At 50.9% G+C, this 19529-nt stretch carries 19 protein-coding genes; 12 read left to right on the top strand and 7 right to left on the bottom strand.

Translation table 11 applies throughout. From position 1 onward, the window contains the following. Positions 1-56 precede the first annotated feature (56 nt). The 5 genes from HGH92_RS26055 to HGH92_RS26035 form a co-directional block, all read right to left on the bottom strand. Complete coding sequence (locus HGH92_RS26055; RefSeq protein WP_168873743.1) at positions 57-1217, bottom strand: T9SS type A sorting domain-containing protein; 1161 nt, start codon at positions 1215-1217, stop codon at positions 57-59. Positions 1218-1427: 210 nt separating this feature from the next. Continuing rightward, positions 1428-2513, bottom strand: coding sequence for a Gfo/Idh/MocA family protein (locus HGH92_RS26050; RefSeq protein WP_168873742.1), 1086 nt, complete (start codon positions 2511-2513; stop codon positions 1428-1430). Further along, positions 2513-3877 carry a Gfo/Idh/MocA family protein gene (locus HGH92_RS26045; RefSeq protein ID WP_168873741.1) on the bottom strand — a complete coding sequence of 455 codons (1365 nt, stop codon included), beginning with the start codon at positions 3875-3877 and terminating at the stop codon, positions 2513-2515. Before HGH92_RS26045 ends, HGH92_RS26050 begins: the two co-directional genes overlap by 1 nt. 11 nt (positions 3878-3888) lie before the next feature. Then, on the bottom strand, positions 3889-4779 hold the full coding sequence (locus HGH92_RS26040; RefSeq protein ID WP_168873740.1) for a sugar phosphate isomerase/epimerase family protein: 891 nt from the start codon (positions 4777-4779) through the stop codon (positions 3889-3891). 131 nt (positions 4780-4910) lie between these two features. Next, a complete protein-coding gene (locus HGH92_RS26035; RefSeq protein ID WP_168873739.1) occupies positions 4911-5402 on the bottom strand; it encodes a hypothetical protein in 492 nt (163 codons plus the stop codon). Positions 5403-5535: 133 nt separating this feature from the next. On the opposite strand from HGH92_RS26035, the gene HGH92_RS26030 reads away from it, so the two are divergent. From HGH92_RS26030 to HGH92_RS25980, 11 genes are all read left to right on the top strand, one after another. Then, complete coding sequence (locus HGH92_RS26030) at positions 5536-6111, top strand: DUF1579 domain-containing protein (RefSeq protein WP_168873738.1); 576 nt, start codon at positions 5536-5538, stop codon at positions 6109-6111. 185 nt (positions 6112-6296) lie between these two features. Beyond that, complete coding sequence (locus HGH92_RS26025; RefSeq protein WP_168873737.1) at positions 6297-6803, top strand: hypothetical protein; 507 nt, start codon at positions 6297-6299, stop codon at positions 6801-6803. A 154-nt stretch (positions 6804-6957) separates the two neighbouring features. Next, positions 6958-7386, top strand: coding sequence for a hypothetical protein (locus HGH92_RS26020; RefSeq protein WP_168873736.1), 429 nt, complete (start codon positions 6958-6960; stop codon positions 7384-7386). Between the two features lie 144 nt (positions 7387-7530). Beyond that, positions 7531-8274: a LytR/AlgR family response regulator transcription factor gene (locus tag HGH92_RS26015; RefSeq protein WP_168873735.1), complete on the top strand. Its 744-nt coding sequence runs from the start codon at positions 7531-7533 to the stop codon at positions 8272-8274. A gap of 10 nt (positions 8275-8284) precedes the next feature. Further along, positions 8285-10183: a histidine kinase gene (locus HGH92_RS26010; RefSeq protein ID WP_168873734.1), complete on the top strand. Its 1899-nt coding sequence runs from the start codon at positions 8285-8287 to the stop codon at positions 10181-10183. Positions 10184-10465: 282 nt separating this feature from the next. After that, on the top strand, positions 10466-11254 hold the full coding sequence (locus HGH92_RS26005) for a hypothetical protein (RefSeq protein WP_168873733.1): 789 nt from the start codon (positions 10466-10468) through the stop codon (positions 11252-11254). Between the two features lie 17 nt (positions 11255-11271). Next, positions 11272-12075: a PhzF family phenazine biosynthesis protein gene (locus HGH92_RS26000; protein WP_168873732.1), complete on the top strand. Its 804-nt coding sequence runs from the start codon at positions 11272-11274 to the stop codon at positions 12073-12075. Between the two features lie 92 nt (positions 12076-12167). Beyond that, entirely contained in the window at positions 12168-12587 is a 420-nt protein-coding gene (locus tag HGH92_RS25995; RefSeq protein ID WP_168873731.1) for an SRPBCC family protein, read from the top strand. A gap of 38 nt (positions 12588-12625) precedes the next feature. After that, positions 12626-13114, top strand: a complete 489-nt coding sequence (locus tag HGH92_RS25990; RefSeq protein ID WP_211092750.1) for a MarR family winged helix-turn-helix transcriptional regulator — start codon at positions 12626-12628, stop codon at positions 13112-13114. A gap of 355 nt (positions 13115-13469) precedes the next feature. Continuing rightward, a complete protein-coding gene (locus tag HGH92_RS25985) occupies positions 13470-15287 on the top strand; it encodes a hybrid sensor histidine kinase/response regulator (protein WP_168873730.1) in 1818 nt (605 codons plus the stop codon). Positions 15288-15380: 93 nt separating this feature from the next. Then, positions 15381-16355 carry a terpene synthase family protein gene (locus HGH92_RS25980; RefSeq protein WP_168873729.1) on the top strand — a complete coding sequence of 325 codons (975 nt, stop codon included), beginning with the start codon at positions 15381-15383 and terminating at the stop codon, positions 16353-16355. On the opposite strand, the gene HGH92_RS25975 is transcribed toward HGH92_RS25980, so the two are convergent. Beyond that, the gene (locus HGH92_RS25975; protein ID WP_168873728.1) at positions 16349-17485 is read right to left on the bottom strand and encodes a cytochrome P450; all 1137 of its coding nucleotides are present in this window, start codon (positions 17483-17485) and stop codon (positions 16349-16351) included. The genes HGH92_RS25980 and HGH92_RS25975 overlap by 7 nt on opposite strands. A gap of 328 nt (positions 17486-17813) precedes the next feature. Here HGH92_RS25975 and HGH92_RS25970 point away from each other — a divergent pair, with 328 nt between their 5' ends. Continuing rightward, positions 17814-18782 carry a tetratricopeptide repeat protein gene (locus tag HGH92_RS25970; protein ID WP_168873727.1) on the top strand — a complete coding sequence of 323 codons (969 nt, stop codon included), beginning with the start codon at positions 17814-17816 and terminating at the stop codon, positions 18780-18782. Positions 18783-18920: 138 nt separating this feature from the next. Here the strand turns inward: HGH92_RS25970 and HGH92_RS25965 are convergent, their stop codons facing one another. Continuing rightward, entirely contained in the window at positions 18921-19511 is a 591-nt protein-coding gene (locus HGH92_RS25965) for a thioredoxin family protein (RefSeq protein ID WP_168873726.1), read from the bottom strand. Positions 19512-19529: the final 18 nt, after the last annotated feature.

Genomic DNA, 19529 nt, shown 5'->3' with positions numbered 1-19529 from the left:
AAATAAAAAAGAATTACGAAACAGGAAACCCTTTATCGTAATTCTTCTTTTTCCGGTTACTGTTTGGTGACCATTTTAGTATATACTTTACCGTTATGGGTGAGTTTGATAATGTAGGTGCCGGCAGCGAGATTTTTGGTATCGAGCGCCGTGCGGTGATTGCCTGGTTGCAGGGCGGTATTGAGCAACAGCCCTACTCTCTTCTGTTGGGTATCGAATACTTCCAGCATGGTATTGCCGGCTTCTTTCACGTCCAGGTCAATGTAGGTGATCTGAGGAAACGGATTGGGAAATACATTGATCGAGATGTTATCATGTGTGGCAGGTACCGTTGCCGCCGGTGGCGTTTCGGAAGTAGCTAACATAGGACTGCCGCAGGTAGCGCTGCCTTCCGCGATACAAAAATCGGCAAAGCGGACCTGCTCATCCCGGATGCCTGTCGCCAGCTTGCGGTAGATGCCCCATTTAGGGCGGCAGAAGGTGGTGCCGTCACGCCACATGTCGATGTTGTTATTGCTGTAGTTTAATAACGTGGTGCCATCGCTGATTTTTTTGATGATGACTTTATAGGAGCCTGTTGTAGAGAAGGTAATTTTCTCCTCTACTTCCACCCAGTTGCCTTTAAAGGAGGATAGCGGCGCGCTGGCTTTCTCACCGCCGCCGGCGTCACCACTGCCTGGTGTATAGATCACCTGTAGTTTCTGAGGTGAACCGGCACGGGGCGTAAGGGTGATCAGCGGCGCACCGTCGTCGCCATCACCAGCTTTTATCTGATGCAGGTGGCAGAAACTGGTGGTGGGAATGAAGCCGGCATCGATCTTAAATTTCCAGCGGTAGGTGACTGTTTCGCCATAGGTGGCTTTCACATTGTCGGGAGAAGGGCCGAAAGTCTTGATCTCGTTACGCTGGCGGTCCGTGTTGGGGCCGCAACGGTCATTGTCCGGTGTGGCATGGAGGAAAAACACGAACACGTTTTTGTTGAGCGAAGCGTCAAATTCTTCCGTGATGTGGCGGCCAAACGACGGATGCGCACAGTCAGGCACTTCGCTGGCCGTGCCGTTGCCCAGCACACTTTCAATCAGTTCGTACGTGTTGCCCGGGCCGTTGGCTGACAAGGTTACCTGGGCATGAAGCATGGCGGTACAAAGGATACCTGCTGTTGTCAGGAAGGCGGGTTTCCAAAATTTGTGCAAAGGTTTGCCGATAAGCGGTTTCATAAGTAATACATGTTTTGAGGGTTTTTGGATTCAGATTTCGGTGAATAATATGCAATCGATTTCATTGCATACATAATTTAATATTTTTATTTGATAAATAGGCTTTCTGTGGGGAAATTATTTTGGGGGATGTATTAAAGAACTGGTTATCAGCGCCGGCCGCTTATGCCGGAGGGACACGGCAACGAGGAGGTAGTGGAAGGATATGGGTCACAGCAACACCTTCTTTCCGGTGCGGGCCGACTCCTTCGCGGCTTCGAGGATACGCAGCACCAGCACATTATTGGGCAGGGCATACAAGCCGTACGGCGGCGGCGTTTCTTTGCCCCTGATAACAGCAGCCAGGTAACTGAACGGATCTTCGTATACCGGTATATCCGCTGCCGTTATATGCCTGGCCACCGCCGGTGCCGACTCCCGGTTGCGCAGCAGCAGCGTGTTTTTGTCTGCTGCCATGATATAGCCCTTCTCTCCGTATACTTCCATGTCTTTACGGCTGAAAGGCCAGTTCCACGAAGCCTGGATAATACACTGTGCGTCGGGGTAGTCTACAATGATGGTGGCGTCGTCATCTACTTTGGGGTAACGGTCAGGCTTATATTGCCGCGTTACCGCGGTAACGGCAACGGGCATACGGTTTTTCATCAGCCTGGTCATCAGGTTGGCGCCATAGCAGCCAAAATCCATCAGGGCGCCGGCGCCGTTGAGCACCGGGTCTGTCAGCCAAGCCAGGAAAGCGGGGCTGCAACCTATCTCCTGCGGCCCCTGATGCCCGTCATGGATCACCACTTTACGGACAAGGCCGATAAAACTGCTGTCTTCCACCAGTTGGAAAGTCTTTGCCACCGTAGGGTACCAGCTGGTTTCGTAGTTGGTCAGCAGTTGTATGCCGTACCGCCGCGCCAACGAGTCCATTACCAGTCCATCGGCGAGACTGGCCGCCAGCGGCTTCTCCACCATCACGTGAATGCCCCTTGGCGCACATGCCTCTACCACTTCCCGGTGGCTGTACACCGATCCGAATGCCAGCACGGCCTGTGGCTTTACGGCGTCCAGCATCTGCTCCAGGTCGTGGTACACCTGCTGCTGCGGGATATGGTACTGCCGCGCCACCTTGCCGGCCAGGGCGGTGTCTTTTTCGTATATCCCTGCCAGTTGGACATCGTCGTGACGGCCCCTGCCCAGTATCCAGCCGGAATGGCCATGCGATACACCGGCAACGGCCACACGCACTGCCTGCGCCGAAGCGCAGGCCTGCGTCAATATTAAAAACAAGAGGAGATACAGTCGTTTCATTACAGTTTAAATACTTTGCCTCCCACCATTACTTCCTGGGTAGCTTCATCAAAAGTTGCTTTCATACCCGTACGGTAAGCGGCGTTGCCCATGATGAGGGCAATGGAATGGGAATACGCGGCTTCTATCGGTGCATTGGGCTGTTTACGCTCACGCACGCTGGTCATCCAGTTACGTACATGCGCACTGGTGAGCGGGTCGCCACCGGTATTGGCGCTGGTCTCTACTTTCTCCTGCGAACTGAGCGTCATCGGGGTCAGCAGGTTGGCATGCATGCCCATTTCTGCAGCTTCTTTTTCGGTAAGGCCGCCGGTGCTGCTGATTTTGTTGGTAGACATATCGATGGTGCCGCCATTGGAATAATAGATCTCTTTCGTGCCCCCGGCAGAGTTATGAAAGCGGCTGCTGTACATTACCTGGAAACCTTTTTCCGGTTCGTTGGCGGGACCGTAGTCAAATACGGCTGTAAGCGTGTCCGGATTTTTACGGCCATCATGCCACATATAAATACCGCCGTTGGCCACCGCGCTGCGTGGGTGTTTCAGGCCGCTGAACCAATGCACAGTGTCTATCTGATGTGTCATCCATTGTCCGAAGATGCCGGAGGAATAAGGCCAGAACAGCCGGTATTCAAGGTATTTGCGCGGGTCCCAGCTATCGTTGGGGCGACCGGCAAGGAAACGTTTCCAGTCCGTGTCCGACTCGCGGATGCTCTTCACCAGATCGGGCCGCCGCCAGCGTCCCGGCTGGTTTACGTTCCACGTCATTTCCACCATGGTGATATCGCCAAACTTGCCTTCCTTAATGAAATTGGCCGCTGCGTGGTAACTGGTGCCGCTGCGGCGCTGTGTGCCTACCTGCATGATCTTCCCCGACTCTTTTACGGCTTTCAGCGCGTTGCGGGCATCTTCCATGGTTTCAGCAAACGGCTTTTCGCTGTATACGTCGCACTTGTTCTTCACCGCTTCAATGGTATGATAGGCATGCTGGAAGTCGGCCGAGGCAATAAAGACGGCGTCCAGGTTTTTAACCCGGTACAGTTCATCGTTGTTGATACAGGCCTGTACCTGGTGCCCTGTCTTCTGCTCCAGGAAGGCCTTGCCTTCTTCCCTGCGTCGGTTCCAGATATCGGAAACAGCGATCAGGTCGAAGTTCAGTTCTTTGTTATGGCTGAAGAAAGAAGGCATCAATGCCTGCCGGGCCCGGTCGGAAAAACCTACCAGTCCCACATTTACCCTGTCATTGGCGCCCAGGATGCGGGCATAGCTGCTGGCTGGCATTCCCATAGCCGTAATCGTTAGTCCTGCTCCTGCCATCAGGGACTGTTGCAGAAATTCCCGCCTTGTCTTTTTAGTGGATGTCATTGTACAAGTATTTATTTTTTTCCGGAGATATGATATACTTCCCTGAGTTGCCCTTCCAGGTACGCCACTGCCGGCGCATATTCCCTGGCAGGATCGGTCCATTTGCATTCCATCATGATCCGTCCTTTATAACCAATGTCCCGCAGCGCTGCCAGGTAGGGCCGGAAATCCTGCTTCTCCGTGCCGGGCGCGGAACGTTTCTCCCGTTCTGCTATGTGGCAGTGCGCCAATATCCCTCTGGCTTTTGCAATATTCCCCGCAGGCTCATTTTCCCGCAACATGTGATAAATGTCGGCCGTAAGCCGGAAATTAGGATGGTCCACCGCCGTCACGACTTCACAACCTTCCGCCAAAGTGTTTACGAAGTTGGTTTCGGTAGTGTTCAGATTTTCCATGGAAATGAGGCAGTTATACTTCGCAGCAATACCAGCCATTTTGCGGGCCAGCCGGATAAACTGCTCCTTCGCCGTTGCCCTGTCAACCCCTTCCGGAATTTTCCTGGCCTCTCCGCTGCCCAATACAATCAGCCTGATACCCGCCTTCTCCGCCCGTTGCATGACAGTGTCCACATACCCTAATATCCATGCTTCGTTGACATCCGGCCCCATTAGTTTGAGATACCCCGGTATGAACAGGTTGCAGGTCTGTATATGGCAACGGGCACGCTTTAATTGCTGTAAATGAGCGGCAAAGGCTTCGTCGCTTACCGCGGGCGCGAGTATCCTTTTGACAGTTTCCTCGAGATACACAAAGCCAGCCGCATTAGCCAGACTGTCACTGTCCACCGAGGCAGTAATGCCCAGAGAAGGCATAGTGCCCCCGTTACCCGCAGGCGACTGTGCATTCGATTGCAAAAAAGTAATGAAACCCAGGAGGAACAGGCCTGTCAGTGCGTTTTTCATAATGTGGAAAGCCCGGAAAAGAAAAGGCTATCGAAAAAGTAATCATTATCCGGGAAAAATCATAATCATTTTGATATTCGGTTATTTTGACGCTTAGCCCTTAAAACAGCCCGCATCAAAATAGCTAAATATCAAAATGTCTTCAGTGTTTCCAACAGTGGCTTTACCTGCCGCCGGAAATCATGTTGCAGGTCTTCATGCAGCCCCACTATCACCTTCACGATCTTTTTCAGCTGGGCGGCGTAAAGGTTATGCAGCACCGTGCTCTTATGCCTCAACAGGCCGGAATCCACCAACCGTTCACAAAAATAAATCAACAGCTCCGCCTCTGCCGGCTTGGAACCCATATAACGGATATGTTTGTTGACCAGCCGCAGTATTTTACGCAAACGTTTTTTGGCGTTGTGCAGATTGCTGCCGGTCATCTCTTCAAACCCATTGTCCACCTCCGTTTTCACCGCGTTGATATAGCCCTGTTCATCGTCAGCGTCGAACAACAGGTAAGTCAGCAGTTCCTTGTTTTCCTTTTTATATTTGGCCAGACGCAGGCATAAGGCCGCCAGCTGCGCCGGAGGTACGGAGGCCAGCTCTTTCTTCAACTCATTAATGGACGCTGTCTTCATCTTGGTTTTATTGCGGCATCGAAAATACAATTAAATAGGATGGTACAACACCTATGTCCGCGCCACATGGCTTAATTAGTTAAATTGCAATGCTTCGAGAACCCCATTTACTCACTCTAAACAACCTCTGACTATGAAAACACGCTATGTGTTGGCTGCCGCTATCGGTTGCCTGTTAACAGTTAACACTGCCTTCGCCCAGATGGACTCCGCTGCGGCCCACAAGGCATGGATGGCCTACATGACGCCCGGGCCTGAACATCAGCAACTGGCTAAAACCGAAGGTGACTGGACCACCGACATGACCTTCTGGAAAGGGCCCGGCGCCGCCCCTGAAAAGGCTACCGGCAGCTGCTCCAACAAAATGATCCTGGGCGGCCGTTACCAGGAAAGCCGCTTTACCTCCGATATGATGGGCATGCCCTTCGAAGGTCTTGGTACCACCGCCTACGACAATGCCAGGAAAATGTACCTCAACACCTGGATCGATAATATGGGCACCGGTATGATGATGATGGAAGGTAAATGGGACCCTTCCGCCAACGCTATCGTTTACCGGGGAAAATCATTTGACCCCTCCTCCCAAAAAACCATGGAGCTGCGCCAGGTGATCAAATTCCAGGATGCGGACCACTACTCCATGGAAATGTACCGCATGGCCAATGGCAAGGAGTTCAAAGAAATGGAGATCGCCTTCAAACGGAAATAAAAAATTATTAAAGTTTCCGGCACCAGCGGCCCCTGCTCTCCTGGCACGGGCCGTTGCCGTTTCCCCATCTTACTTAAAACCCTGTTAAAAAGCCCGCCGGCATTTGATTTGTTGGGAGGTTGCCGCTATTTTTGAAACGATCGCCAGTAACACCCTGGCGTATTGAATCACAAAGTCTCCCTGATATGAAAACACTCCTGACCACCCTCCTCCTATGCTTCGGGCTTTCCGCCACTATGAAAGCACAAACCGGCAAACAGCTGCCTACAGAGATGGTACAGTTCTTCCTTGGCAACTGGACCGGCGAAGGCGCGTTCGCCAGCGGCAAAAAAATTGCCGCCGACCTCAGTTTCAAACTGTCGCTGGACAGTGCCTGGATCATGTACGAACATACTGACAAAGCCCCCAACCGTTACAAGGCCCTTTCCATGTGGGGCGTTGACAAACAAACGGGCCAGTTGACAGACTACATCTTTGATAACTTCCAGGGGCACCGGCAATTTTTCGCCGATGGCTGGCAGGAAGGCAAACTCACCCTCACCCGGCAGATCCCCCGGCCAACCAACAATGTGCTGTATGAACGCTTCCGCTACGAAAAGCTTTCTTCCCAATCATTTAAGATGAGCTATGAAACCAGCACAGACGCTGATACCTGGAAACTGGTAGACTATCTAACGTTTACCAGGAAGTAAAAAACCCCTTCCAGGTGGGCTGGGACGAAACACATAATTATCAAAACGAATATAAACAAAACCCGTACGGATATTAAGTCATGCCCGCAGGGATAATAGCTGGCGTTATCTTTGAAACGTCCGCTATTTATCCGCCAATTGAATGAAGGTCCATATGAAAATCAGCAACTCTGCCTCTAAAAGCGCGGAACAGATCTTTTCAGAAATACAACGGCGTTTTCCGGGTGCCCGGTTATGGAGACCATTAACAGGTGCTCCTGTGATCGCAGTACAGCATCGGGGCTTCCGTTTTTTGTTGCGCTATAAAAAAGACCACCTGCGGCTGGATTTTCTTCCGCCGTTGTTGTGGCTGGCAGGCGGCGTGCTGACGACTTTTGTGTTGTCCACGGCAGCAACGAGCCTGATCTGCCGGGAGTTGACCATCAATATTGGCGGCATCATTCCGGTGATAGCAGGATTCCTGCTTATCAGGATGTTGTTCAAATCTTCCCGCAGGGAAACATTTGAACGCTTCCAAAGCGAAATAAACGTTCTGGTGAACACCGTGGCAGCACCGGCTTCTACATTGTTCAGTCATATATAGTTTGTTCTCCGGAAGACCCTATTATGTTTAAGCTGTTATGTCGGCCTTTTATTCTTTGTTGATAACCTTGCAGGTATTACCACCCGGTAATACCTGATTTTTTTCTACTTTTAACAACATGAGCGATAACCCATATCCGAGACCATGATCCGTACGTTGATTATTGACGATGAACCAGCCATCCGTAAAGACCTGGAATGGCTGATGAAACGATACCCCGATTTCCTTGTGCTGGGCAGCTGCGGCAGCATAGCCGAAGCCAGGGTGATCATCCCCAATACGGAACCCGAGCTGTTGCTGCTGGACATTGAACTGGCCGACGGCACCGGATTTGACCTGCTACAGGAGTTTCCCGACAGAAATTTCCGCATCATATTTATTACTGCATATAACGAGCATGCAATCAAGGCCATCAAGTTCGGGGCTTTTGACTACCTGCTCAAACCGGTGGACGAGGAGGAGCTGATGGCCACGCTCAAAAGGCTGTTGTCTGAAACGCCCGTCAACACCCGCACGCAGATGGATATTACCGACAGCCATCTGCAACCCAAAAAAACGGGGCTGCAGAACCGGATCGTGCTTCGCTCCTCTCAGTACCTGCAGGTAGTGCCTTTCGAGGAAATCCTCTACTGCCAGGCCGATGGCAGTTACACCACCTTCCACCTGTCCGATAAAAGAAAGGTGATGGTTTCCCGTCCTATCAAAGAATACGAGGAACTGTTGCCCGAAAGCTGGTTTATTCGCATCCATCAGTCATATATCGTCAATCATCACTGTATTGACCGTTTTCTCAAAGATGGTATCCTGGTCCTGAAAGACGGCACCGAGATCCCTGTTTCCGCCCGTAAAAGGGAATATGTCCGGCAGTTCCTGATGGGCGACCATTAACAGAATGTACATGCATATAGGCCGACAAGCGATTTTATTATTTATATGTTTTTGCTGCACCTTCTGCGCGTGCCGCCCCAAATCTGCTGACCAGCAGCCCTCAGGCCCCGCAGACGTTGCTGCGGCACCGGTAGTAAAAGAACTACAGCACCTGATTGACTCCGGTGCAAACTGGGACGGGCCACAGGCCATGGACCGGCTGGCACGGCTCAAAGGCAGCGCCTTGCAGGCTGGCCCCGTTGCCAGCGGCTATTATTATTACCTTGAAGGCATGCATTACTGGTATGCCGACAGTAACCAGGCGGCCATCAGCAGCTTCACGCGCATGCTGCCGGTCAAACCGACGGACACCAGTCAACTGGCAGACCTGGTCATCCTGCAGCAACTGGGGCTGCTACAGATACGACTGGCCAGCAAAATCGATGACAGCACTTTCACCCGCCTGTTCCATCTCATTGCCCTGGCAGAAAAATATCAGTATGCCGGCAGCTGGCGCGTATATGACCTCGCGGCAGAAATTTACTTCCGTTTCGGCGACTACGACAAGGCAGAGACCTATGCCGCTATGGCGCGGGACAGCTACCCGGCGGCCGATGACTACTTCCGGCTCTCTCTTTTTATGGAAGAACGGTCACGCATCTACGAACGCCGGCATCAGTACCGGCAGGCGCTCCAGTACCAGGACAGCGCCCTGCAATACGCCCTGCAACAACCCGACACGGTTCGCCTGGCCACCGTGTACAGCGCGCTGGGCGTGCTGTACGAGAAAACAGGCGACAAACCGCGGGGACATGCCCTGATGGAAAAAGCGTTTAACATCAAAGAAAAAATCAATAAAGTCAGTTTCCAGGAATATATCAATTACGGGCAGCTGCACCAGGAAAAAAAGGACTACCCGCTGGCCCTGCAATACCTGCACAAAGCCCTTGAAAAAGCCCGCCAGGCCAATAACAACGGCAATATGAGCGTTGCTTTCAACGGCATCTACCAGGTGTATTATGATAAAGGCGATTACAAAAACGCCGTCCGCTACCTCGATTCAGCCGCCGAAACGGCCCTTGCCGAGCAGGAAGACAGGCAGCTCAGAAAAATTGTGGAGATACAGGCCCTGAACGAACTCAAAGTACAACAGCATAAAACGCAGGACCTGAGCCGGCAGTATAACAACCAGGCCATCATTGCCCGCCAGCAGCAGGTCATATTGCTGATCATCATTATCCTGCTGGTACTTGGCCTGCTGATCACCTTCCTGCTGATACGGCAGCGTAAACTGGTGACCCAGAAAATGAGCATCGAGCTGGAACAACGGCTGCTGCGCAGCCAGATGGAGCCGCATTTTATCTTCAATACCCTGTCCGTATTACAGAGCTTCATCCGCCGGGATGAAAAAGAAAAGTCAGTCAAATACCTCAATAAATTTGCGCGGCTGCTACGGCTTAACCTGGAGAACTCGCGCCACAACCTCGTGCGGTTGCAACAGGAAACCGAAGCGCTGGAAAACTACCTCAGTCTCCAGGCCGTCCGTTTCGATAACCTCTTCGGCTATACGATCCACGATATTCCTTCCGAAGAAAGCAGTGGTATCTGTATCCCTCCGATGCTGCTGCAACCGTTTGTGGAAAATGCCATCCAGCATGGCATGCGCAACATTGCCCATCGCGGCCATATTGCCATTACCCTGCAACTGCAGGGCGACCTGCTGCATTGCGTTATAGAAGATAACGGCCAGGGCCTGCAGCCGGCCAAAAACAAGGAGAAGAATTCCCTGTCAAGCATTATTACGCAGGAACGGCTGAAAATACTGAGCATACAGACCGGCAAACTGGCCTCCCTGACCATCACTGACAAAGCCGGCGAAGGACGTACAGGCGTTCGCGTTACCCTTATCATACCCACGCAACGCTGCTAAAATTCATCGTGGCGGAAATAACAACAGCCATGGCGATTGCGCCATTACCGCATTAAAAAGGGATTATTTTTCCGCCGGAATGAACCAAATACCGGGTTTACCACTTATTATTAATACCTGTTGACAGCGCAGGCAGCGAATAGAACGGAACACGCCCCAAAAACATTGTTTATCAGAGAAAAGTGTAGTATCCTTACAACAGGTTACAGTGAGCCGGTATTACAGTCCGGACAGATGATTTTTGTATGCTGATAGTATCAAACCCGAAACAAACATTCACACATGGGCAACAGGACCTATTTAACCATCAGGACCGCTCCTGATCAGCAGGAAGTATTGTTTGAAGGCAACAACAGCCTGGCGTACTTCTGGTTACTGTTACTGAAGAGGAAAGACATAGAGCAGGTGCAGCCGGCTTTTCAGACCTTGTATGCCGGCGGGGACGATGAAGAAGACGATAATGCGCCCGAAGACAGCTATGTAGACACTGATATCCGGATACCGCTGGACGAGGCCCTTCATAATGCCGCCGCCCACCGCTCCTATGTAGAGCGGGTGTATCCTGCCCTGTTGCCGCTTTATGACGACTGGCGGGCTTATCTTGCCACCGTGCCGTCCCATGACAACATGCTGTATATCGACCTGGAGGAATTCAGCGGTTTTTATGTCAACGTGAACCAGTTCATCGGCGAGCTGCTGGACTTCTACACGCATGTATCCGGCAACAAAGCCTATTTCAGGCCGGCCATCCCTGATACCACCGGCTGGGAAGCCATTGGCCGCAAGCAGTTTTATGACTATTCCGGCCACTACCGCAATACACCGGAAATTGTGGACTACCAGCAAAAGAGCCGCCCCGACCGGCCGCTCCCGTTGGGCTATAAACTACTGATCGGCTGCTGGGTGGTTTTCAGTTTGCTGTTGCTGGGCGGCGGGTTTTATAGCCTTGGCTTCTTTCACTCCGTATGGCTGCAGGCGTTGATGGCGCTGGTCATACTGCTGCCCATTCTGCTGATTATTATCGGCGGGCTGGTATGGCTTATTAATAAAGGAACACAAAAGACGAAATAGTATATATATAGGAGACCATGCAATTACCACTTTACCAGATAGATGCCTTCACCGACCGGCTTTTCGGCGGGAACCCCGCCTGTGTGATGCCCCTGGAGGAATGGCTGCCGGATGAATTGTTATTACAGATAGCCCTCGAGAATGCCGTTGCGGAAACGGCTTTTTTTCTGCCGCAGGACGATGGGTATGCCTTACGGTGGTTTACCCCGGAGATAGAAATGGACCTCTGTGGCCATGCCACGCTGGCTACCGCCCATGCCATCCGTACCCTGCATGCCTATGCCGGTGATACGCTGCATTTCTATTCCCGCAGCGGCTTGCTGAAAGTTACGTTTGAAGGGGAACGGTACGCGCTGACCTTCCCGGCACGCAAGCCCGTGCCCACGGTGTTGCCGCCGGAGATAGCCGAATCGCTCGACCGTATGCCCGTGGCCGTTTTACAGGCGCGGGACTATGTGCTGGTATATGAAACGGAAACGGATATACGACAGATACAGGTCAACCGTCAGCTGCTGGACCGTATCAACCTGGACCCTGGCGGCGTGGTGATCACGGCCCGGGGACAGGACTGCGACTTTGTGTCCCGTTTCTTTACGCCGCAGGCTTCCATTTTTGAAGACCCGGTGACCGGTTCCGCCCATTGCTCGCTGATACCTTATTGGAGCGGGCGCCTTCATAAGAAGGAACTGCTGGCCAGGCAGCTGTCTGACCGTGGCGGTACCCTGTACTGCACAGATGAAGGCGACCATGTGAAGATGGCCGGTTATGCGCGCACCTACTTCACCGGACATTGCGAAGTGCCCGATAACATTCATTTCTAAGAGATGATCACCTGATATTCTTATCTTGATTTAAAATCCATTTTGATATACTAAGTATACTTATTATCTTTACACTTATAATAACAATCCATATGATACAGCATTCCTATTCACTGACCACTACCGCCGTTACACAGGCGCAGATCTGGAAACTCATATCTGACATTGACAACTGGAAAAGCTGGGATACCGGTGTGACCTCTTCCCTGCTGCATGGCCGTTTTGAGACCGGCCAGTACTTTACGTTGCAGCCGCAGGGCGGGCCCAAAGTGCGGATACAACTGGAAGAAGTGAGGAACAATGAATATTTCCGAGACCTCACCCGTTTTCCGCTGGCTAAAATGTACGGGGAACATTGGTATGAGGTAACACCGGAAGGATTAAAGCTGACAGTCACCATGACGATGAAAGGTTTATTGGCCCCGTTGTGGAACAAGATCGTCATGAAAAATATTGTGGCGGGCCTGGAGGAAGATGTGCAGCGGCAGATTGAAGCTGCCGGAAAGCTCTGATGGCTTTTGTTTTGAATTGGCGGTTAAAAATCTTTTCTTTGGACAGCGAACTACCGGTAAGTATGAAAACAAACGACAGCGCCTTTGGCGTAGAGAAAGCAGAAGACAGCTCCGGATTCCTGTTATGGCAGGTAACCACTTTATGGCAGCGGGAAATCAGGGCTATCCTGGCCCCGCTGGACCTCACCCACGCGCAGTTTGTGTTGCTGGCCACGCTCCTTTGGCTGTCGCAACACCAGGAAAGCGTTACACAGATAGACATTTCCCAAAACAGCAAGGTAGACCCGATGACAACTTCAACAGTGTTGCGGACGTTACAGACGAAAGGACTGATTGTACGCAGGGAGCATGCCACCGACACCCGGGCCAAGGCAGTAGCGCTGACAGCGGCCGGTCAACAGCTCACGAAACAGGCTGTTGCCGTAGTGGAAAAGTTTGATCTCGCATTTTTCAGCAGGCTTGGCGGCGATGTTAAGGCGTTTAACCGGCAACTGCATCAGCTGATCATGCCTGGTCCGACGACCTGAATTTGTCGCGATCTTCCCTTTATTGTGCGTAAAATTTCACCCCGACAATAACATGGCTACCGTTACGGTGGCCTTTTTTATCTCCCTAAAATAAAAATAAAAATCTGGTTTTCAGTTTATTACAATAACATATTGTATTTTTACCTCAGATTATCCGGGGTCAGCCGCTAACTTTACAAGAAGCTTTTGTTAATCTTTAAATATGTGGAAATATTTATCATTTATTTAACAGGTTTTTGTTAAATTTAGCTAAATGCAGGATGGAAGTTCATCATCGGCTCCAGTCCAATGCCACCCAGGGTAACCATTAATGACATTCTCGAGTGTAACCTCACCAGAAAAACTTACAATCCAGATGAAAGCAATTGTTGTCTTTATCAGGTCGCTCGCTCATTTAGGGAGGAGTAACTTCTACGAAAAAGAACTCAATTTCCGGATCTCCAAGATCAATATTGTCACCTTATTGCTGATCGTATTGGGTACGGGCTTTGGTCTTACATATTGGCTTAACTCCGGGTACCTGAGTATTCTGATCGCGACGTTATTGGGCAATGTATTGTTTGGACTGGTCATGTACCTCAATAAAAAGCGGAAACATGTGGCGGCGGGCATTATGCTTCAGATAACGATTAATTTATCGACACTTTATTTCGGCAGCATCCTGTCGGTAGCGGTGGACCCCATCTGGCTCACGCTTTTTCTGTTGATTTCCTGCCTTTCTTTTATTAAAGTAGGGCCTGCTCAGACCTATTGTCTGGCTATTTCAGCGGCCACCCTGCTTTTCCTGGAGCTGAACCGCGCTTTTCACCTGATACCGCCCAAGGACTTCAGCCCGGAAATGCTTAGCCTGATCTACTATTGCACGGCTTTTACCGTACTAACGCTGACGTCTATATCATTAGTCACCCTGGTACATTATAATGCCAAATTGTTTCAGACCATCAAAGTGCGCAACGAGCAACTGACCTCCCTGAATCAGGAGTTGCATGCCAGTAACACAAGACTGGAACATCAGGTAAAAGAAAGAACGGCCGATCTGGAAAAAGCGGTCACTGCTAAAAATATTTATGTACGGGAACTGACCCATGAACTCAGAACGCCGCTGAATGCCATATATAGTATTGCGCAACTGAAACTGTTGTCCGGTAAAGACAAAGCCAAAAGTGAGCAAAAGGTGGACGAAGACCTGTTCGTGGCATGCCGCAACCTGCAAACCCTGATCAACAACACGCAGGACAAATGCAAGCTGGACACCGGCAATTTTGACGAGGTCAAAAAAGAGCCCATCCTTCTCTACAGCTGGATCAACAACATCGTGAACATCTACCAGTATTTCGCCAATGAAAAACGGGTTAAAATAGAGCTGGAGGTACAGGAGTCTTTCCCGACCGCTATCGTGGAAGATAGTATCAAGCTGACGAAGATCGTTAACAATATCCTGGTGAACGCCATTAAGTTCACCCGCAGCAATACGTCCATCTTCCTGCGCCTTTACCGGGACGACACGCACTGGTACATCGCTGTGAGGGACCAGGGAGCAGGCATTTCCCCCGACAGGATCGCGACGCTGTTTAAAGAGTTTACCCGCACCACCATCAATTTTGCGGAAGGTAGCGGGCTTGGGCTCAATATTACCCATCACCTGGTGCGTATACTCGGCGGCAATATCCAGGTGCGCAGCGAGATGGAAGACGGAACGGAATTCGTGGTGTCGTTACCGTTAACACCGTTTACCGGGGAGATAAAATCCGCTACGGTGGAAGTCAAAGAAAACAACCTCATTTCTTTTGAAGGTAAAAAAATACTCGTGGTGGAAGATGATGTGATGACCCAGCGTTATCTGTCGCTTCTGCTGAGCAAACGCGGCTTCTCTATCATGCATGCCGACAATGGCCAGGAAGCCCTGCTCAAAGCCCACAACCATCCGGATGCCATCATTCTTGATATGAGCCTTCCGGGAAAATCGGGCAAAGATGTACTGATGGAATTAAAAGCAAATCCTGCGTTGAGACATATCCCTGTTATCGCCGCATCCGCAGATACCGATGAAACAAATATTGATGAAATAATGCTGGAGGGGGCCAGCGCTTATATGATCAAGCCAATCGATTTCCATATCCTTGTTGATGTGCTGGTCAAAAACCTACTTACAGGAGCAATCGTTAAAAATTAGTTTTAAGCAGATATCAACCGTTTTCCGTTTCTATTTTCGCACCTTACCAGTGCGACAGGTACCCTTTTGTTTATCACCGTTTGCACATTATTTATGAACCAAACCGAAACTGCTAAGATTGTCATTCCGAGGCTGTATTGCCCATTCCCTACCAGCGTTAGCCCATATGTGGAACTGGTAGCATCCAACACCTTTGAATTCCTGCACAAATACCAGCTGCTCGACAGTCCGGAGGAAGAGCGCCATTTCGCCCGGTACAAAATGGCCTGGATGACCTGCCGTACCATGCCCGAGGCAGGATTTGAATTGTTGTGCTGCATCGACAACCTTTATAGCTGGCTCTTCGTGCTTGACGAGCAGCTGGACCATGTTACACCGTCGACGGCCTACATCCGGGAAGAGAACTATCTGCAACAGCTGATAGACGGCTTCTCCTACGTGCTTAAATACAAGGTGTCCCCTGTTGACAACAAGTTTTTTCATGCGCTGGCAGACATCTGCGTGCGACTGGACGCACTGAGCAGGCCCAGCTGGCAGTCGCAGTTCCTGATCAGCGTACAAGCCACCTTCGAAGCTGCCATCTGGGAAGCCAAAAACAACAAAAACAGGGAAAGGCATCCTACTGTAGCACAGTACATGCATATGCGCCTGTTTTTCTCCGCGGCCAATATCGGCACCGATATCAATGAACTGGCCACGGGCGTATGGTTACCCATGTATGTGCTGCAACATCCGGACATGGTACATCTTACGTCGCTGGCCAGAAGAGTGGTATGCTGGGCCAACGACCTGTTCTCCCTCCGCAAGGAACTGGAGCATGGAGATGAGCATAACCTGGTGATGATGCTCAAACACCACCACAACACTACCCTTGAAGAGGCAGTGTTGATGGCGGCATCTATTCATGATGATGAAATCAGAGAGTTTGTATCCTGCAGGGCGGCATTTCCTGACTTTGGGGAAGAACTGAACAAAAGGATACAGATCTATGTGGATGGATTGGAAACGATGGTTGCCGGCTTCTTTTACTGGAGCATCACAGATACTCCGAGATATAACCCTTACTGATATACGCCCACGGCTGTAAACGTGACCGGTAATCCCGTAAAGCCTGTGATAATCGTACTTGGCGTCATCTCAATCCGGGCCCCCTCTTTAATCTGGAGCTTCCTGATACGGGAGAACACTACCTTTAATGCAATTTCAGTTTCCATCTTGGCCAGCGGCACACCAAAACAATAATGGATGCCGTGCCCGAAGCTCAGGCTGTCTGCGTGGTTAGGCCGGCGGAAATCAAACTTGTCCGGTTCAGGGAACACTGCCGGATCATGGTTGGCCGCAATCAGCCAGATATTCAGGTAGTCTCCTTTTTTGATTTGCTGCCCGCCCAGCTCCAGGTCGTGCTTAGCAACGCGGGTCATGGATTTGGCGGAAGGCAACACCCGCAATACTTCATTGATGATGTTATCGAAATCTTCCGGGTGTTCCAGGTAATGCTCCAGCACCTCTGGATGATTGGAGAAAGTATAAGCGATATTGCCCAGTAAAGAAGACGTTGTTTCAAAACCCGCGAGGAACATGCCTACAACCGTGCCCAGCAGATCTTCGTTGTTGAGCCGTTCTCCGTTCACTTCCGATTGCAACAGGTGAGAAATCAAATCATCTTTAGGTTCTACCCTGCGCATTTCTATCATCTTATCGAGATAGTCCGCGATTTGTTTCTGTGCAGCGAAAGAAGCCTGCATTTCCTCCATGGTGTTTACATTGGTCACAATGGTAGTTACCCAGCGATGCACCTGCGCATGGTCTTCTGCCGGGATGCCCAGCAGTTGAGCGATGACACGGTTGGGCAGCGCGATGGCAAAATCATGGATAAAGTCCATCTCCCCTTTTTCCAGCCATGGTTCTATTATTTCTTCACACTGTTGCCTGATCCAGTCAGCATGTTTGGAGATCACGGACGGCACAAACACTTTCGCAACGAGCGAACGCAGTTTCTTATGGTCCGGAGGATCGCTCTGGTTCAGGTTTCTACCCATGATATTCTGTCCCAGGTTAGGGATAAACAAATTGGAGAAGGCGTTGTAATCGCCGAGCGCCTGTTTGGCCTCTTTATGCGAAAAGATCTGCCATGCTCCTTTAACGCCGTAATAAAAAACAAATTCCGGATCATACACGACCGGGTTTTCAGATCTCATTTTTGCAAACCAGGGAATTGAATTAGGAGAAATCATAAGTGACAATCGTTTGTGCGGCCATCATGTGCAGTGGCCGCTGGTACAAGAAAACGGTGATAAAAGAAGAAAAACGGTGATAAACAGTTTATCGGTACAATAAACAAAATACAACTTGTATTGCTATCTATCGCTTCACCGGAGCAGTGTTAACCGAGCGTTAATCATACACCCTTTACGAGTAATCCCTGTTAAGCGCATGTTATGCTGATTTACCGCTGATCGTAATTGACATCCATCATATAATTTAGGTGTTATCTTTCAGGTATTGTTTACACCTACCTCCGCATCTATGGTTAAGAGAAAAATCAGAAAAACCGTACCATTGCCCAACGCACTGGAAAACATGTTGCATGAACTGCTCCAGGAAGCCGCCACACTGCAGGCCACAGATATCCGGCTGGCTGCCGACAAAACAGCCGCAGCATGGGCGTTGGTGCCAGCTCCCCGATTTAATACCAACTGTACCCTGATGGTGCTTAACGATCATCTGCTGCGTTTGCTGGATGCCGGCCGTATACAGGAGGCGAGCAATATCGCGGGGCTCTGGGTGGCGGACATAGAATCCTGCACGGAACCGGCGCATGAACCCAGGCCTTACATCCTGTTTGCCGCTTCTTTGCTTTATTTGCGCAAGCCAGCAGAAGCCAGGACCATACTGCGGATGGTCCGTAATTACGGCGCACGCAAATGGGACTTCAAAGGGCTGGCGCCATTTTACTGGGACCTTTTTACCAATCCGCAGATGCCGGATGCCGTGGTGATGGAACGTTTTCAACAGGAAGTATTGCAGCCTGCGCAGCAGTACCCCGCGCCGGAACCATTTGAACTGCATCCGTTCATTATAGATCATATGCAGCCGCTGCTTCAGCAGGGCCACAGCGCCTTTGCCGCCGGCAACTATGAAAAGGCCGCCCGCGCCTGGATAAGGGCACTGAAACAGATTCCTGGTCCGCAAACGGCATTTGGCCAGAGCCTTACTTTAAATGCCGCCATCGGTGATGCCTTTTTTCTGATGCGGGACTACCACCAGGCATTGCCCTATCTCGAAGCTGCCAGGGCCAATACCGCAGAAGACGGACAGACCAACGCCTTTGTACTGATGCGCCTTGGAGAGGTGCTGCTGGAGCTGGAAGAACACTGGGACGCCCGTGAATACCTGCTGCGCGCGCATATGCTCGGTGGGGACAAACTTTTTGAAAACGAGGAACAACCTTATCTGGATTTTCTGCAATCCTGCCTGAAACCAGCCCGAAGATGAATTAGAAATTACGAATGAAAGGTTGTTTTATGGGATGGTTGCTTTGTGACCATACAAGCGTAGGCGCTTCTCCGTTAGCAACGGAGAGGCGCCTACGTTTTTAGCGGCATACGAGGTTATGCCGGAAAAGTGTCCGCGTTATGCAGGGAAGGTATCTGCCCGTTCGGCCCAGATAGTGCCTGGGTAAGTTTCCCGTAACTCACGCCAATAGGGTACCAACGCGTCGAACGATTTGCCTTCGGCAAAGAAGGCAGCCACCCCCAGCCAGTACAATACCTCCTGATGCAGCGCAGGGTGCAGGTCTTCAGAGACCAGCCCTTTCAGCAGCGGGATACCGTCTGCCGGCTTGCCGCGGCGCATGGCCAGCAATGCCCTGCCGATCGTCAGTTCCGGCAGCAACTGGTGTGGCGGCAAATATCCGGTAGCTTCCCGTAGCACGTTACCATCCGGTGCATACATGAAAAAAGCGGGTGCCCATATCAGCGCCCGCGTCAGGTATTTGGTGGCGAATGCTTTGGTCACTTCCTTCACATTGAATTTCACCAGCACGTAATGTTGTTCCAGGTAATCGCGTACCTGTTCATCTTCGTATGTCACCGCGTCCATGCGCTGGCACCCTTTACAACCGTCTGCCCAGAAATCGATCAGCAATGGCCGCTGTGTGGCCTTGGCCAGTTCAAATGCATCCTCCACTTGTTGCCCTGTAAAATGTTTGATAGCTGTTTCCATATACCTATGAATTTTGTT

The sequence above is a fragment of the Chitinophaga varians genome, assembly GCF_012641275.1.
GTDB lineage: Bacteria > Bacteroidota > Bacteroidia > Chitinophagales > Chitinophagaceae > Chitinophaga > Chitinophaga varians_A.
This window is presented reverse-complemented; position numbering and strand designations above follow the sequence as displayed.